The sequence below is a fragment of the Pseudomonas azadiae genome (genome assembly GCF_019145355.1).
GTDB lineage: Bacteria > Pseudomonadota > Gammaproteobacteria > Pseudomonadales > Pseudomonadaceae > Aquipseudomonas > Aquipseudomonas azadiae.
The window spans coordinates 723892-738936 of sequence record NZ_JAHSTY010000002.1 but is presented as its reverse complement, the minus strand read 5'-3'; the positions used below and the strand labels follow the sequence as shown (position 1 = coordinate 738936).

Below are 15045 nucleotides of genomic sequence, written 5' to 3'. Positions count from 1 at the left end.
GCTGGGTGGCGAAGCCGCCCTAATACAGTTATCGCCGAGTTACGCGCAAAACCGAGCCGCCTGGTTTAGGGCGGCTTCGCCACCCAGCGCGGGGCAAGCCCGCTCACTACAAGAGAGGACCGGTTTGGCCAAGTAAGTGACTCATCGCCGTCTTCAGTTTCATCGGCCGCACCGGCTTGTGCATCAAGGTATGCCCCAACTCGCGAATCTGCTGCTTCAACTCATTGCTGTAGTTGGCGGTGATCATCAGTGCCGGTATGGCGCTGCCCCGGCGGGCGTTGATGCGGGCCACGGCGTCCACGCCGTTCTGGTCGTTATCGAGGTGGTAGTCGGCAATCAGCAAGTCCGCCTCGGCGTGGTAGTTGTCCACCTGCCGCGCCAGGTCCTGTTCCGACAGTGCCGTGACCACCCGGCAGCCCCAGCCTTCGAGCAACGTACGCATGCCCGCGCAGATCGCCGCGTCGTTATCCAGCACCCATACGCGCGCGCCCTGCAGGCGTTCGAGCATCGGCTCGCTCAGGCACGGCGTCGGCACTGACTTGGGCGCGGTGGCGCTCACCGGCACCTCCACCGAGAACACCGAGCCCCTGCCCGGCCAGGACTTGACGCTGATACGATGCCCCAGGATCCCGGCGATTTTTTCCACGATCGCCAGGCCCAGGCCCAGCCCGCGGTCCTGATCCGGGCGCTGCACATCGCCACGTTTGAACTCCTGGAAAATCTCTTCAAGCCGCTCTTCGGCGATGCCCATGCCACTGTCCCACACCTGGATCAACACGCGCTGGTGCTGGCGCCTGCAGCCCAGCACCACGCGGCCCTTGTAGGTGTAGCGAAGCGCATTGCTCAGCAGGTTGCGCAAAATTCTCGCCAGCAGCTGGATATCGCTGCGCACCAGCGCCGAGCAGCCGATGAAGTGCAGTTCCAGCCCCTCGGCGCGGGCCAGTTGGGTGTACTCCACGGCAAGGTTGTCCAGCAGTTCGCTCAAGGCAAAGGGTGCGATATCGGCCTTGATCACCCCGGCGTCCAGCTTGGAAATATCCACCAGGGTGCTCAGCAGGTTTTCTACGTCTTCCAGGGAATTGCTCACGTTGCGCACCAGGGTTTCGCTGGGTCGCTCCAGCAATGCGCTGGTAAACAGGCGCGCCGCGTTCAGCGGTTGCAGCAGGTCGTGGCTGACGGCGGCGAGGAATTTGGTTTTCGACAAATTGGCCTGCTCGGCTTCCCGCTTGGCTTCGCGCAGGCGGGTTTCCATGCGCCGGCGCTCGTCGATTTCCTTGAGCAACTGGTCATTGAGCGACGTCAGCTCCGAGGTGCGCTGGGCCACGCGCTGTTCCAGATGCTGATAGGCCTGGTGCAAGGCCTCGGCGGTACGGCGGCGTTCGGTGATGTCGCGAATCAGCACGAAGATCCCCACCACTTCGCCGGTGGACAGCATATTCGGTACATAGGAGCGCAGCATGTAGCGTTCCTGGTTGTTGATGTTGGTTTCGGCAAACTCGAAGGTCACGCTCTCCCCCGCCAGGGCGCGGGCGACGTAGGCATCCAGGCGCCGGCAATGCTGCTCGCTGTGCACCTGGCGAAGGCTTTGCCCGAGCATCATGCCGCGCGGCCAGCAGTACCATTGTTCATAGACTTTATTGGTGAACTCATAGACCAGGTCGGCATTCAGATAGCCGATCAGCGCCGGCACGTTGTCGGTGATCAGGCGGATCCAGCGTTCGCTTTCCTGGGCCTTCTGCGCCGCGGCTTGCTCGCCGCGCAGGGTTTCGGCGCGCAGCCGGGCGTTGATCAGCAAGTGGTTGCTGGCCTTGAGTTCGGCCATCGCCTGGTTCAGCGCGTCGGTGCGCTCGCGCACTTGCTCGGCCAGCACCACCGAATGCTGGAATGTCGTGTAAGGGTTGTTGCCCTGGCTCATGCCGGACTCGATGCGCTCGATCAGTGCGGCGTTGATCCGCGCCAGCTTGTGGTTGTCCTGTTGCAGCCGGGCCACTTGGGCAAGCAATTCAGCGCCGGCCGCGGGCAATGGCGACGCCGGTGAAGGTCTGGTTGATGTGCATGCCATTGAACTGTTCTCCATAGGTGTTGAAGCCCATCACCCGCTGGTCCCGCAGAAAGTTGCCGATCTGTTCCAGGCTGCCGTTGTCCTCCAGCTCCAGGCGGCGCAGGAAACAGTCGCAGCCGATGGTCAACAGCAGATCGCCGAGGCGCGATTGCAAGCCTTCGAACAAGGTTTCCAGGTTCGGCAGAATCGGTCCGGGTTTCATCGCCGTCAGTACGATGCCGTTTTCTACCGCGCAGTAGAAACTCAAGCTCAAGTCTGCATGCACTTGCTGGATGGCGCGCACGTAGTACTGGTCGTGGATGCGCACCGCCAGCGGGTGCGCGGCGAAGGTGCGGTGGTCGAGGTCGGCCACCGCCACGCCGATATGCCGCGCGTACTCTTCGGCGGCAGGCTCGGCGTTGAGTTCAAAGACGCGGCGCGACGGGCTGTCGGCGCCGGTGACCACCAGTTTTTCGCTGCGCGGCAGGATGTGATGGGTGGTGAACACCTCGAAATCCAGCCAGGTATTGACCAGCACCACCACCGCCGCGCCGCTGTGGAACACGCCGTTGAAGTAGACGTGGGTGTGGGTGAGGAAGTTGTCGTCGCCTGCCGAGCCGCCGAAATGAGGGATGTCCCCAAGCGCCGCGCTGAGGGCGGCGAGCACCATTTCTTCGCGGCTGGACAGGCCATCGAGCAGGGTCAGCGCGAAGGTGTTGCCCTTGATCGGCGCGAGCGTGTTGCTGCGACAGCCGCCCACAAGGCGTTCGACCATGTCCTGGGCGTTGATCAGGCTGAAGTGCTCCACCTGATCGATCAGCTCAGTGGCGATGGAAAAGTGTGCGTGGTGGAACCCCACCGCCGTGATGCAGTTGCGGCCATAGCCTTGGGCGGTGATCTCACCGGCGCTGGTGCAGCCGACCACCCGCACGCTGGCGAAGCACTGTTGCAGCGCCTGGCCCAAGGCCTGCAAATCATAGGAGGCGGAACAGAAAAACAGCACAAAACCCAGGTAGGGATGCAGCAGTTGCCGCGCCAGCTCTTCGGCGGCCTGCCCAGGGTCGTCGGCCTGGGACATGGCGCTGACCACACCTTCACTGCTCTGCATCGTGGGTCCCCTTGTAGTGAGCGGGCTTGCCCCGCGCTGGGCGGCGAAGCCGCCCCAATTAAAGACACCGCGAGTTTCAGATCAAACCAGGTCGCCTGGTTTGGGGCCGCTTCGCGACCCAGCGCGGGGCAAGCCCGCTCACTACAAGATGTGTAGTACCTATGCCCTCTAAGACATGAGTGTACGAAGGGTGGGCGGTGAGACCTATGCTACTTGGGTACTGGGTGGGGGATGCGATGGGATGAGTTTTCATCCCATCAGGCACGTGCATTCAAGCGCGGGCAAATGCCACGGCTTTCTCGAACTGCTCAGGCGTAGGACGCACCCCGGTATAGAGCACAAACTGCTCCAACGCCTGGATCGCGATCACTTCCAACCCGGTGATCACCCGTTTGCCCTCGGCACGACCGCGCAGGATCAGCGGCGTTTCGGCGGGAATCGCCACCACATCGAAAACGGTGTCGGCGGCCTCTACGACGTCGGCGTCAAACGCCAATGCATCTGCCTCCGGCCCGCCGGTCATGCCGATGGGCGTCACGTTGATCAGCATCTGCGGGCGCAAGCCAGCCAATTGTGCCTGCCACTCATACCCCAGGTTCCGCGCCAGCGCCTGGCCCGCGGTTGCGTTGCGCGCCACGATGATGCCATTGGCATAGCCGCCATCGCGCAAAGCGCTGGCCACGGCCTTGGCCATGCCGCCGCTGCCGCGCAGGGCAAAAGTCGATTCCTTTGGCACCGCGTGTTTTTTCAGCAATTGTTCAATGGCGATGTAGTCGGTGTTATAGGCCTTGAGATGCCCGTCGGTGTTGACGATGGTGTTCAGCGAGTCGATGGCTTGAACCGAATCGTCGAGTTCGTCCACTAAGGCAATGGCGGCCTCCTTGAACGGCATGGACACCCCGCAACCGCGGATGCCAAGCGCGCGGATGCCACCGATCGCGCCGGGCAAATCCTGGCTGCTGAAGGCCTTATAGTAGAAGTTCAGACCCAGCTGTTCGTACAGGTGGTTATGAAAACGCAGGCCGAAATTCCCGGGGCGCGCCGACAGTGACATGCACAGCTGGGTGTCCTTGTTGGGGTGCATCTGCATGGGTAACTCCTTGAGTAAGCAAATCGATACAGACCTTACACAACCTTTACCTGGCGGCTGTGCTGTTTTTTAGAAATACGTTGTCTTAAAAGTATCCCCCGCGACATTACTTGAGTCGATTGATGGCAGACCACAAGCGCAGGGGTTAACCGAGGAATGACCATGATTCGTACAATCCCCAAGATCGCCTTGCTTGTTGGCGCACTCGCGATGGCAGGCCAAGCCTCCGCCCACGGTGGTGGTTGGGGTGGCCCGGCCGTATTGGGTGCCTTGGTCGGCGCCGCCGTGGTGGGCTCCGTGGTTGCCAGCCAGCCACGTGAGGTCTATGTGCAGCAGCCGGTGTATGTGCAACCGCAACCGGTGTATGCCGCGCCGCCGGTCTACTACGCACCGCCACCACCGGTGTACGTACAACAACAGGTTTATTACCGCCCGGCGCCCGTGTATTACGGCGCTCCGCGTGGCTACTATGGCCCACCGCGTGGCTATTACGGGCCGCCCCACGGCTACTACGGCCGCGGCTGGTAAGCACTGCCGCTGGAACAGGCCTCGCAGGGTTGCGGGGCCTTTTTTTTGCCGCAAAGGCCGGATTTGTCGCGCCAAGGTCGCTCTGAAGACAGTGCCGCAGGCGCAATCCCACATCATCGACGGCAATGTCTACTTGCCCGAGCAGACCTCACGCTGTCATGTTTGTGTCACAACAGACTCTCACTATTGAGCTTGTCCACCCAATAACAACAAGGACGACTGACCATGCCCACACAAAATCCGCACCGCACCGCTGGCCTCTGTACGTCCAGCAAGGTCTACAGCGCCCTCACCGAGCTCAAGCACCTGGAAGGCCACCGCAGCGCCAAATTCCTCGCCCTGCTGGCGGAAAACCTGGTGCGCAAGGGTTTGCTGAGCGAACAGGAAGTGGTGAACATGCTCGATCAAGTGGTGGACTGACACTTCGCGTCGATGTCGACTATCGAGACAGGTGATTTTTCCAGCGTCGCCTCACCCCGTAAGGTGACCTCCATCACGTTTGGAGGTCCTTATGCCCACAGTTCAGATCATGTCCGTCATCGGCAGCGCCGTCCCCGCCCCGCTGCGAGCCTTGGGTTTGCTCGCCTGCTGGTACCTGGTAAGTGATGGCGAAGCCATCAGCGGCCCGCTCACGTCCTTGTCCGCCGCCGAAAAACAGCTACAGCATGCTTCGAACTTCAGGCTTCACGCCTGAGGCTCACGGTAATGGCAGTTTGACTCGCGGCTTGCTTTCCACAAACAACGCCCAACTGGACATGAACAACGCGGCCACCAGCGGCCCGATCACGAAACCGTTCAGGCCAAACACCGACAGGCCGCCCAGGGTCGAGATCAGGATCAGGTAGTCCGGCATCTTGGTGTCCTTGCCCACCAGGATCGGCCGCAGCACGTTGTCTACCAAGCCGATCACGAACACGCCAAACAGCGCCAGCACCACGCCCTGCCAGATCGAACCGCTGAGCAGGAAATAAACGGCCACCGGCGCCCAGACAATCCCCGCGCCGACCGCCGGCAACAGCGACAGAAATGCCATCAGTACCGCCCAGAGCAAGGCACTCGGGATGTCCAGGAACCAGAAGATCAAGCCGCCGAGCGCACCCTGGGTCACGGCCACCAGCACATTGCCCTTGACCGTGGCGCGCACCACCCGATTGAACTTGAGCTGCAACCGACGCTTCTGCGGCTCGGCCAGCGGCACCGCCAGGCGCACCTTGCGCACCAGCTCCGGGCCGTCGCGCAGCAGGAAATACAGCAAGTACAGCATGATGAAAAAGCTCACCAGGAAATCAAACGTGCCTTGGCCAAAGCTGAACGCCTGGGTGGCAAAGAACTCACTGCCCTGCATCGCGCTCTTGACGATTTTTTCGCGCAAGCCTTCGAGGTTGCCCATGCCGAAGCGGTCGAGCAGGTGCTGGAAGTACGGCGGCAACACGTTCTTGAACTGCTCGATGTACCCGGCCACGTCCAGCTTGCCGCTTTCGACGTTCTTGTAGAGCGTCGCGCCTTCCTGCACCAGCAAGGCACTGGTGATGATCACCGGCAGGATCGCGATGACCAGGCAAGTGCTCAAGGTCGCCAGGGAGGTGAGGTTGCGGTTCCAGCCAAAGCGCTGCTGCAGCCGACGCTGCATCGGGGCAAAGATAATCCCCAGGATCACCGCCCAGAACACCGCACCGTAGAACGGCAGTAATATCCAGATAAAGGCGATGGTCACCAGGCCCAGCAGCAACAGCAGGGTTTTGAATTGCAGAGTGGTTTGATTCATGTCCGGTCCATGTCAAAAATGCAGAGCGCGCATCCGCGCCCTGCTGCTTAGTCCGCTGCCGGCGCTGCGAGTGCCATCTTTGTTGTAAGGGTAGACCCAGATCAATAACCCTCTAGCCTGCGTGCACTACCCTGCCGCACTTTTTGACTCAAGTACCGACCATGCCCTCAGTGATTGCTCCCGAACTCCTCGCCCCCGCCGGCACCCTGAAAAACATGCGTTACGCCTTCGCCTACGGTGCCGATGCGGTCTACGCCGGCCAGCCGCGCTACAGCCTGCGGGTGCGCAACAACGAGTTCGACCACGCCAACCTGGCCCTTGGCATCCAGGAGGCCCATGCCCTGGGCAAGCGGTTCTACGTGGTGGTCAACATTGCGCCGCACAACGCCAAGCTGAAAACCTTCCTGAAGGACCTGGCCCCGGTGATCGCCAAGGGCCCGGACGCGCTGATCATGTCTGACCCGGGGTTGATCATGCTGGTGCGCCGCCATTTCCCGCAGATGCCGGTGCACTTGTCGGTGCAGGCCAATACGGTGAACTGGGCCAGCGTGGAGTTCTGGCAGCAACAGGGGATCTGCCGGGTGATCCTGTCGCGGGAACTGTCCCTGGAAGAGATCGCCGAGATCCGCGAGCACGTACCGGCCATGGAACTGGAAGTGTTTGTGCACGGTGCCTTGTGCATGGCCTATTCCGGGCGCTGCCTGCTCTCGGGCTATATGAACAAGCGCGACGCCAACCAGGGCACCTGTACCAACGCATGCCGCTGGAAGTACCAGGCCACCCCGGCAGTGGAAAATGCCACGGGCGATATTGTCCAGGCGTTCCAGCCGGAACCGACCCTGGGCATCGGCACGCCGACCGGGCGGGTGTTCCTGCTGCAGGAGGCCAACCGCCCCGATGAGCACATGCCCGCGTTCGAGGACGAGCACGGCACCTACATCATGAATGCCAAGGACTTGCGCGCAGTGCAGCATGTGGAACGCCTGACGCACATGGGCGTGCACTCGCTGAAGATCGAAGGCCGCACCAAATCCCACTTTTACTGCGCGCGCACCACCCAGGTGTATCGTCGGGCTATCGATGACGCCGTGGCCGGGCGCGCGTTCGACCGCAGCCTCATGACCGACCTCGACTCCCTGGCCCAGCGCGGCTACACCGAGGGTTTCCTGCGCCGCCACGTGCACGATGAATACCAGAACTACCAGCACGGCAGCTCGGTGTCGGAGCGCCAGCAGTTCGTCGGCGAACTGACCGGTGAACGTCGGGGCACGTTGGCCGAGGTCAAGGTGAAGAACCGCTTTGCCGTGGGCGATCACCTGGAACTGATGACCCCGGCCGGCAACTTTCACTTTGACCTGCAGATGATGCACAACCGCCAGGGCGAGGCGACCGAGGTGGCGCCGGGGGACGGGCACACGGTTTACGTGCCGGTACCGGCCGAGATGGACGTACGCTTCGGCTTGCTGATGCGTGATATCCGGTAGCGGTTGTCGAGCTGGAGCGGGGCTGGGTTGGCGGCGTATCCGTTGCTTATGTCAATCGCGGTGCAAATGTGGGAGCTGGCTTGCCTGCGATGCAGGCAACTCGGTACATCAATTACACCGAGTTGATGCTATCGCAGCATAGGCATCTAACATCTTTGTAGTGAGCGGGCTTGTCCCGCGCTGGGCGGCGAAGCGGCCCCGATAAGGACACCGTAGTGTTCCAGATGAAACCAGATCGTCTGGTTTGGGGCGGCTTCGCCACCCAGCGCGGGACAAGCCCGCTCACTACAAAGTTGTGTAGATACCTATGTCTATCGCAGGCAAGCCAGCGCCCACAGAAAAGCAGTTCAGCGCAGTGCACTCAACCCGCTCTTGATCTACGCCTACACCCGCATCAAATCCTGAACTGCCCCACCAACTGACCCAGGCGCTGCCCCAGGTCCGCCAGGCTGCGGGACGTCTGGGCGCCTCGTTGGGTCTCGTCGGCCACGCTGTCCACCGCCACTGCGATCTGATGCACGCTGCGGTTGATTTCTTCGGCGACGGCGGTTTGCTCTTCAGCGGCGCTGGCGATCTGGGCGTTCATCGAATTGATGGTGCCGATCAACTGGGCCATGGTGTCCAGGGACGCCCCGGCCTGGTTGGCCTGGGCCGAGGTGCCGTCGCCGGCATCGCTGGAACGGCGCATGGCCTCCACGGCGGCTTCGGTGCCTTTTTGCAGGCGGTCGATCATGCCCTGGATTTCCTGGGTGCTGGTCTGGGTGCGGCTGGCCAGGGCGCGCACTTCATCGGCAACCACGGCAAACCCACGCCCGGCCTCCCCTGCCCGCGCGGCCTCGATGGCGGCGTTGAGCGCCAGCAAGTTGGTCTGTTCGGCGATGGAGCGGATCACGCTCAACACGCTGACGATGGACGACACGTCCTGCTGCAGGCTGTCGAGGGACACGCCGCTGCTGCGGATATCGCCCACCAGCGCATGGATCTGCGCGATGCTGCCATCCACCACGCGCTTGGCGGCCTGGCCTTCGGCGTCGGTTTGCTGGGCGGCCACCGAGGCACCTTGGGCGCTACGCGCCACTTCCTGTGCGGCGGAGGACATCTGGTTGATCGCGGTGGCCACCTGGTCGGTCTCGTGGCGCTGGCGTTCCATGGCCTGCTCGGAGCGCTGGGCCTGCTCGGACACCTGGCTGACCAGGCCGGTGAGCTGGGCGGTCATTTCGGTGATCTGGCGCACCAGGCCGTGGATCTTGTCGACAAAGCGGTTGAACGCACCGGCGAGGTCGCCCAACTCGTCCTGGCTGGTGATGGCCAGGCGACGGGTCAAGTCGCCTTCGCCGGCGGCGATGTCGTCGAGGTTGGCTTTCATCAAGTGCAGCGGGCGCAGGATCGTATTGGCCAGCACCATGCCAATGGCGGCGATCACCAGCAGCACCACCACGGCCACGCCGAGGATGCTCAGCAGTACGCCTTCCATGCGCTTCTCGACCTTGGCCTCGACCACCGCGACCTGGGCTTCGATACCGTCCAGGTTCACCGAGGTGCCAATGACCATGTCCCACTTGGGCAGGTATTCGGTGTAGCCCATCTTGGGCACCAGTTCGGTCTGCCCCGGCTGGGTCGAGCTGTATTGCAGGTAGTGGGTGCCGTCCTTGCCGACCTTGACCAGGTCGCGGTTGACGTACACCCCGTTGGGGTCGCGGTTGTCCTTGAAGCTCTTGCCCACGCCATCGGGGCTGTTGCCCTTGAACAGGCGAATGGTCTCGGAATCGTAGCCGAAGAAATAACCGTCCTTGCCATAGCTGGTGTTGGACAGCAACTTGACCACCTGGGCGCGCGCGGCGGTATCGCCGGGGGCCGCCGCGTCGTAGAGCGGCTTGATGGTGCTCATGGCCACCTCGACATAACTTTGCAGCGTGGCCTTGGCGTCATTGAGCAGGCGCTGACGGGTTTCATCCACCTCATTGCGCGCCTGCCCCTGCAAAATCCACACGGTGGTCAGGCTGATGACCACGGCAAACAGCAACACCGGCACTACGGCAAGGGACAGGACTTTAGCCTTGAGGCTCAGGCGCATGGGTTTTCTCTCTTATTAGTGGCGACTTGAGAGGTTAACGGCCAATGGCTTGGATTCTGTAGGGCCCGGCCTGCCGTTCGGGCCACCTTGGCCTTCAGGGGTAATACTTCTCCACCAAGGCCAATGCGACGGCCTCGGTCTCGGCGTCGGGGATACCCGAGATCCCCGCCGGGCGGAAATGCATCTGGAATGCCCGGATGACCTGGCGGGTTTCTTCGTCCAACTCGCCGGTCTGCGGGATCTTGTAGCCGTAAGTGGCCAGGGCGCGTTGCACAGTGCCCACGGCAACCTGCTGAGAGGCCGGGCGCCCGGCCAGGTGCTTGTGCACCGTGGCCGCGTCTGGCCAGGCGCCGATCCCCTGCTCGGCGAACGCCTGCCAGGGGAACAACGGCCCGGGGTCGGATTTACGCAGGGGCGCAATGTCGCTGTGCCCGATGACGTTTTGCGGCTCGATGGCGTAGCGCTTGATGACGTCCGCTGCGAGCCGCTTGACCAACGCCAGCTGCGCGTCGGTGTAGGGGAACCATAGGCGTCCGGTCGGACCATCGATAAAGCCCGCATTGACGATCTCGATGCCGATGGACGTGTCATTGAGCTGGGTGCGGTTTCCCCATTGACTGACCCCGGCGTGCCAGGCCCGTTTTTCCTCCGGCACCAATTGCAACGCCACCGGCAGCGCACGGTGTGTGGGCGGCGTGCTGTAGACCAGGTAGTGAGCACTGGCGGTGCCGTTGGTCAGCGCGTCGAGGGAGTCCTTGTCGTCGAAGACCGTGTAGTGCAGAACGAGATAGCGGACCCGTTCGTTCTGGTTCGGGGAGCTGTGGGTGGTGTCGATGGCGTAGCCGTTTTTTACGCTCAGGTTGTTCGGGGCCGTGCTGCAGCCTGCCAGCATCAGAACGGCCAGGAAAAGGACGATCTTGTTCATCGGAGTGCCTCAATCGAGTGAGAAGCTCCGGAATATAAGGGCCCTGCGCCGCCCGGACGGCGGCGCCTGCTGGGTGAGGGGCGAATTCAGAGAGCCCCTACATAGCCCTGAGCTTCTTCCGACGAGGACGAAGCCCTCACCGAGGCAAGACGGTCAAAGGGTCATGGCCGCCAGCCAGCCAAAGGCCAGCAACGGCAGGTTGTAGTGCAGGAATGTGGGTACCACGGTGTCCCAGATATGGTGGTGCTGGCCGTCGACATTCAGGCCGGAGGTCGGGCCGAGGGTCGAGTCCGACGCGGGTGAGCCGGCGTCACCCAAGGCACCGGCGGTGCCGACGATGCACACGATGGCCACCGGGCTGAAGCCCAACTGCACACACAGCGGCACAAAAATCGCGGCGAGAATCGGCACGGTGGAAAACGACGAGCCGATGCCCATGGTCACCAGCAACCCCACCAGCAACATCAGCAACGCGCCGACTCCACGGTTGTGGCCGATGAAGGCCGCCGAGGTTTCCACCAAGGAGCGCACGTCGCCGGTGGCCTTGAGCACCTCGGCAAAACCCGAGGAGGCGATCATGATGAAGCCGATCATCGCCATCATCTTCATGCCTTCGGTGAACAGATCGTCGGTGTCGCGCCAGCGCACGATGCCCGATACCGAGAAAATCAGAAACCCGGCCAGGGCGCCGATGATCATCGAGTCCAGCCACAATTGGATGATGAACGCCGAAGCAATCGCCAGGCCGGCCACCAGCAGGGTCAGCGGGTTGTACTGCACCGCCACCTGCTCAACCCGCTCGATTTTCTCCAGGTCGTAGACGCGCTTCTTGCGGTAGCTGATAAACACCGCCACCAGCAGGCCGACCACCATGCCCAGCGCCGGCAGGCTCATGGCGTGGGTGACATTGACCTGGCTGATATCCACCCCGCTCTTGGCCACGTTGGCCAGCAGGATCTGGTTGAGGAAGATGTTACCGAAGCCCACCGGCAGGAACATGTAGGGTGTGATCAGGCCGAATGTCATCACGCAGGCGATCAGGCGGCGGTCCAGTTGCAGCTTGGTCAGCACGTAAAGCAACGGCGGTACCAACAGCGGGATAAAGGCGATATGAATCGGCAGGATGTTCTGCGAGGCAATCGCCACCACCCACAGCAGGCCGATGAGCAGCCATTTGACGTGGCTGCCGCCGCTGGCTTCCTGGCGGTCGACCAGCAGCAACGCCTTGTCGGCCAGGGCGTGAGCCAGGCCGGATTTGGCAATGGCCACGGCGAAAGCGCCTAGCAAGGCGTAGGACAAGGCCACGGTCGCCCCTCCGCCCAAGCCGCCGTTGAAGGCAGTGAGCGTAGCGTCGATGCCCAGGCCACCGGTCAGTCCGCCTACCAGGGCGCCGACGATGATGGCGATGACCACGTGCACGCGGGACAGGCTGAGCACCAGCATGGTGCCGACCGCAGCAATGACTGCGTTAATCATGATTACCTCAAGCAAAAAACATAAAGAACAGGCACGCGCGCACCTGGGCAGCCATTCGGCGGCCGCCAGCGTGCAGGCGTGAAGGAGGTCTTATTAGAGGGCGCGCACTTTGCAGGAGGCCGGCGCTCATGTCAAAAAACGGCGCCGCTTTGAGGTTTAAATTGATCGTTTGAATAAAGAAAAGGCGGAACCGGCCGATAACCGGGCTCTATGTGTTTTCAGGTAAGGATGTACCGATGTCGCTCAGGCAGCTCTCCATTCAATGGAAAATCACCCTGCTGGCCGGCCTGTGCCTGCTGGGGATCGTGACCCTGCTGGTGGGTCTGTCGCTGTATCGCATGGAACAGAGCTCGCAGCAGGTCAAGGCGTCCAGCATGCAGATGCTCGATGAAGCCGCCCAGGCGCGCATCGAGGCCCAGGGCGAAGTGCAGGCGCTGGGCATCCGCCGCCAGTTCATGGACGCCTACCAGTACGGCCATGGTTTTTCACGCCAGGTGCTGTTCTTGCGCGAGCAGGCCGAAAAGCGTTTTCTCGACGCTTTCGATACCCGCGAAGACCTGACCCGCCAGGTCAAGGCCGCGTTGCAGGCCAACCCGGACTTGCTTGGCCTGTCCCTGGTGTTCGAGGCCAATGCACTGGACGGCAAGGATGAATTGTTCGCCGACCAGGCCGAGCTGGGCAGCAACAATAAGGGGCGCTTCGCCCTGTACTGGTCGCAACCGACGCCGGGCAAGCTGACCTCGATGGCCCTGCCGGAAAGCGACATGTCCGACAGCCGCGTCGGGCCCAGCGGTGAAAAGGCCAACGCCTGGTTCACGTGCCCGCGCGCCACGCTCAAGCCGTGCGTGATCGAACCTTACTTTTATATGATCGACGGGCAAAACGTGCTGATGACCAGCATCGTCTTCCCGTTGATGGCCAATGGCAAAGTCATCGCCTCGCTGTCGGTGGACATCAACCTCAATAGCCTGCAGGCCGTGAGCCAACAGGCCAGCCGCAAGCTGTACGACGGCCACACCCAGGTCAGCATACTCAGCCCCACCGGATTGCTCGCCGGCTACAGCCCGGACGCCAGCAAACTCAGCCAGCGCCTGGACAAGGTCGACACCGTCAACGGCGCGCAGTTGATCAGCGCCCTGGCCGGCAGTACACACATCCGCAGCCTGCGCACCGACCATCAACTCAAGGTGCTGGCACCGTTCACGCCGATCCCGGACGGCAAGCCGTGGGGCGTGTTGCTGGATGTGCCGGAGAAGGTCCTGATAGCGCCGGCTGAAGCCCTGAAAGCTCAACTGGATGCCGACAACGCCAAGGGCACCCTGCTGGAACTCGGCCTGGGCCTGCTCGCCGCAGTGGTCGGCCTGATCCTGGTGTGGCTGATGGCACGCAGCGTGACCCGGCCGATCCTGGGGGTGGCGCACATGCTCGAAGACATTGCCAGCGGCGAAGGCGACCTGACTCGCCGCCTGGCCTACGACAAGCAGGACGAACTGGGGCAACTGGCAGGCTGGTTCAACCGTTTCCTCGACAAACTGCAACCGATCATCGCTGAAGTTAAGCGCTCGGTGCAGGACGCCCGTGGCACCGCCGACCAATCCGCTGCGATTGCCACTCAAACCAGCGCCGGCATGGAACAGCAGTATCGCCAGGTCGATCAGGTAGCCACTGCGTCCCATGAAATGAGCGCGACCGCCCAGGACGTGGCACGCAGCGCCGCCCAGGCCGCCCAAGCCGCCCGCGATGCCGACCAGTCTACGCGTGACGGCCTGACGGTGATCGACCGCACCACCCGCAACATCGGGGAATTGGCGGCGGAAATGTGCACGGCCATGACCCAGGTCGAAGGCCTGGCCGCCAACAGCGAGAAAATCGGTTCGGTACTGGAAGTGATCCGCGGCATCGCCGAGCAGACCAACCTGCTGGCACTCAACGCTGCCATCGAAGCCGCCCGCGCCGGTGAGGCCGGCCGTGGCTTCGCCGTGGTGGCCGATGAAGTGCGCAACCTGGCACGGCGTACCCAGGAGTCGGTGGAAGAAACCCGCCTGGTCATCGAGCAATTGCAAAGCGGCACCACCGATGTCGTCGGCGCCATGGGCAACAGCTATCGCCAGGCCCAGGGCAGCGTCGAACAAGTGGGCGAGGCCGTGACCGCCCTGCGCCAGATTGGCGCCGCCGTCACAGTGATCAGCGACATGAACCTGCAAATCGCCAGCGCCGCCGAAGAGCAAAGCGCCGTGGCCGAAGAGATCAACAGCAACGTGGCGACCATTCGGGACGTGACCGAGTCGCTGTCCGAGCAGGCGAACGAATCGGCGCGGGTAAGCCAGGCGTTGAACAGCCTGGCGAACCAGCAGCAGGGGTTGATGGATCAGTTCCGCGTCTGAAGACTGAGCGTGGGAGTGCTTTTCTGTGGGAGCCGGGCTTGCCCGCGATGCAGGCGCCTTCGGTCTTTGCGCTCAACCAAGATGATGCTGTCGCCGCCTAAGGATCTACACAATTTTGTAGTGAGCGGGCTTGTCCCGCGCTGGGTGGCGCAGCCGCCCCAATCGAGACA

At 62.5% G+C, this 15045-nt stretch carries 12 protein-coding genes and 1 pseudogene; 5 read left to right on the top strand and 8 right to left on the bottom strand.

The window, feature by feature from the left end; genetic code table 11:
• Positions 1-106: 106 nt before the first annotated feature.
• The 3 genes from KVG91_RS19795 to KVG91_RS19785 all read right to left on the bottom strand — a co-directional run bounded on the left by KVG91_RS19795 (position 107) and on the right by KVG91_RS19785 (position 4239).
• Positions 107-2062 carry a PAS domain-containing hybrid sensor histidine kinase/response regulator gene (locus tag KVG91_RS19795; RefSeq protein WP_217894929.1) on the bottom strand — a complete coding sequence of 652 codons (1956 nt, stop codon included), beginning with the start codon at positions 2060-2062 and terminating at the stop codon, positions 107-109.
• A complete protein-coding gene (gene nosP / locus KVG91_RS19790; RefSeq protein ID WP_169377198.1) occupies positions 2004-3149 on the bottom strand; it encodes a nitric oxide-sensing protein NosP in 1146 nt (381 codons plus the stop codon). The genes KVG91_RS19795 and nosP overlap by 59 nt, the downstream gene beginning before the upstream one ends.
• Positions 3150-3420: 271 nt before the next feature.
• Positions 3421-4239, bottom strand: a complete 819-nt coding sequence (locus KVG91_RS19785; protein ID WP_169377197.1) for a shikimate 5-dehydrogenase — start codon at positions 4237-4239, stop codon at positions 3421-3423.
• A 156-nt stretch (positions 4240-4395) separates the two neighbouring features.
• Between KVG91_RS19785 and KVG91_RS19780 the strand changes: the two genes are divergently transcribed.
• The 3 genes from KVG91_RS19780 (at position 4396) to KVG91_RS19770 (ending at position 5461) form a co-directional block, all read left to right on the top strand.
• The gene (locus tag KVG91_RS19780; RefSeq protein ID WP_169377196.1) at positions 4396-4767 is read left to right on the top strand and encodes a hypothetical protein; all 372 of its coding nucleotides are present in this window, start codon (positions 4396-4398) and stop codon (positions 4765-4767) included.
• Positions 4768-4992: 225 nt separating this feature from the next.
• The gene (locus KVG91_RS19775) at positions 4993-5187 is read left to right on the top strand and encodes a hypothetical protein (RefSeq protein WP_010211349.1); all 195 of its coding nucleotides are present in this window, start codon (positions 4993-4995) and stop codon (positions 5185-5187) included.
• A 91-nt stretch (positions 5188-5278) separates the two neighbouring features.
• Complete coding sequence (locus KVG91_RS19770) at positions 5279-5461, top strand: hypothetical protein (protein WP_169377195.1); 183 nt, start codon at positions 5279-5281, stop codon at positions 5459-5461.
• A 3-nt stretch (positions 5462-5464) separates the two neighbouring features.
• On the opposite strand, the gene KVG91_RS19765 is transcribed toward KVG91_RS19770, so the two are convergent.
• Positions 5465-6532, bottom strand: a complete 1068-nt coding sequence (locus tag KVG91_RS19765) for an AI-2E family transporter (RefSeq protein ID WP_169377194.1) — start codon at positions 6530-6532, stop codon at positions 5465-5467.
• Between the two features lie 161 nt (positions 6533-6693).
• On the opposite strand from KVG91_RS19765, the gene trhP reads away from it, so the two are divergent.
• The gene (gene trhP / locus KVG91_RS19760; protein WP_169377193.1) at positions 6694-8016 is read left to right on the top strand and encodes a prephenate-dependent tRNA uridine(34) hydroxylase TrhP; all 1323 of its coding nucleotides are present in this window, start codon (positions 6694-6696) and stop codon (positions 8014-8016) included.
• A gap of 394 nt (positions 8017-8410) precedes the next feature.
• Here the strand turns inward: trhP and KVG91_RS28065 are convergent, their stop codons facing one another.
• The 4 genes and pseudogenes from KVG91_RS28065 to KVG91_RS19745 all read right to left on the bottom strand — a co-directional run bounded on the left by KVG91_RS28065 (position 8411) and on the right by KVG91_RS19745 (position 12488).
• Positions 8411-9166: a methyl-accepting chemotaxis protein gene (locus KVG91_RS28065; protein ID WP_404822453.1), complete on the bottom strand. Its 756-nt coding sequence runs from the start codon at positions 9164-9166 to the stop codon at positions 8411-8413.
• Positions 9167-9268: 102 nt separating this feature from the next.
• Positions 9269-10090 (bottom strand): annotated as a pseudogene (locus tag KVG91_RS28060) (cache domain-containing protein); the annotation flags it as partial.
• A gap of 94 nt (positions 10091-10184) precedes the next feature.
• Positions 10185-11015 (bottom strand): N-acetylmuramoyl-L-alanine amidase, encoded by an 831-nt coding sequence (locus KVG91_RS19750; protein ID WP_169374583.1) that lies wholly within the window; start codon positions 11013-11015, stop codon positions 10185-10187.
• Between the two features lie 153 nt (positions 11016-11168).
• Positions 11169-12488, bottom strand: a complete 1320-nt coding sequence (locus KVG91_RS19745) for a Na+/H+ antiporter family protein (RefSeq protein WP_169374625.1) — start codon at positions 12486-12488, stop codon at positions 11169-11171.
• A gap of 239 nt (positions 12489-12727) precedes the next feature.
• Here KVG91_RS19745 and KVG91_RS28225 point away from each other — a divergent pair, with 239 nt between their 5' ends.
• Positions 12728-14875, top strand: coding sequence for a methyl-accepting chemotaxis protein (locus KVG91_RS28225; RefSeq protein ID WP_169374584.1), 2148 nt, complete (start codon positions 12728-12730; stop codon positions 14873-14875).
• Positions 14876-15045 lie beyond the last annotated feature (170 nt).

Bases quoted from the DNA above. Each gene is read 5' to 3' on its own strand.
- KVG91_RS19795 (WP_217894929.1), bottom strand. From the start codon at position 2,062: ATGGCATGCACATCAACCAGACCTTCACCGGCGTCGCCATTGCCCGCG.
- nosP (WP_169377198.1), bottom strand. From the start codon at position 3,149: ATGCAGAGCAGTGAAGGTGTGGTCAGCGCCATGTCCCAGGCCGACGAC.
- KVG91_RS19785 (WP_169377197.1), bottom strand. From the start codon at position 4,239: ATGCAGATGCACCCCAACAAGGACACCCAGCTGTGCATGTCACTGTCG.
- KVG91_RS19780 (WP_169377196.1), top strand. From the start codon at position 4,396: ATGACCATGATTCGTACAATCCCCAAGATCGCCTTGCTTGTTGGCGCA.
- KVG91_RS19775 (WP_010211349.1), top strand. From the start codon at position 4,993: ATGCCCACACAAAATCCGCACCGCACCGCTGGCCTCTGTACGTCCAGC.
- KVG91_RS19770 (WP_169377195.1), top strand. From the start codon at position 5,279: ATGCCCACAGTTCAGATCATGTCCGTCATCGGCAGCGCCGTCCCCGCC.
- KVG91_RS19765 (WP_169377194.1), bottom strand. From the start codon at position 6,532: ATGAATCAAACCACTCTGCAATTCAAAACCCTGCTGTTGCTGCTGGGC.
- trhP (WP_169377193.1), top strand. From the start codon at position 6,694: ATGCCCTCAGTGATTGCTCCCGAACTCCTCGCCCCCGCCGGCACCCTG.
- KVG91_RS28065 (WP_404822453.1), bottom strand. From the start codon at position 9,166: ATGGAACGCCAGCGCCACGAGACCGACCAGGTGGCCACCGCGATCAAC.
- KVG91_RS19750 (WP_169374583.1), bottom strand. From the start codon at position 11,015: ATGAACAAGATCGTCCTTTTCCTGGCCGTTCTGATGCTGGCAGGCTGC.
- KVG91_RS28225 (WP_169374584.1), top strand. From the start codon at position 12,728: ATGTCGCTCAGGCAGCTCTCCATTCAATGGAAAATCACCCTGCTGGCC.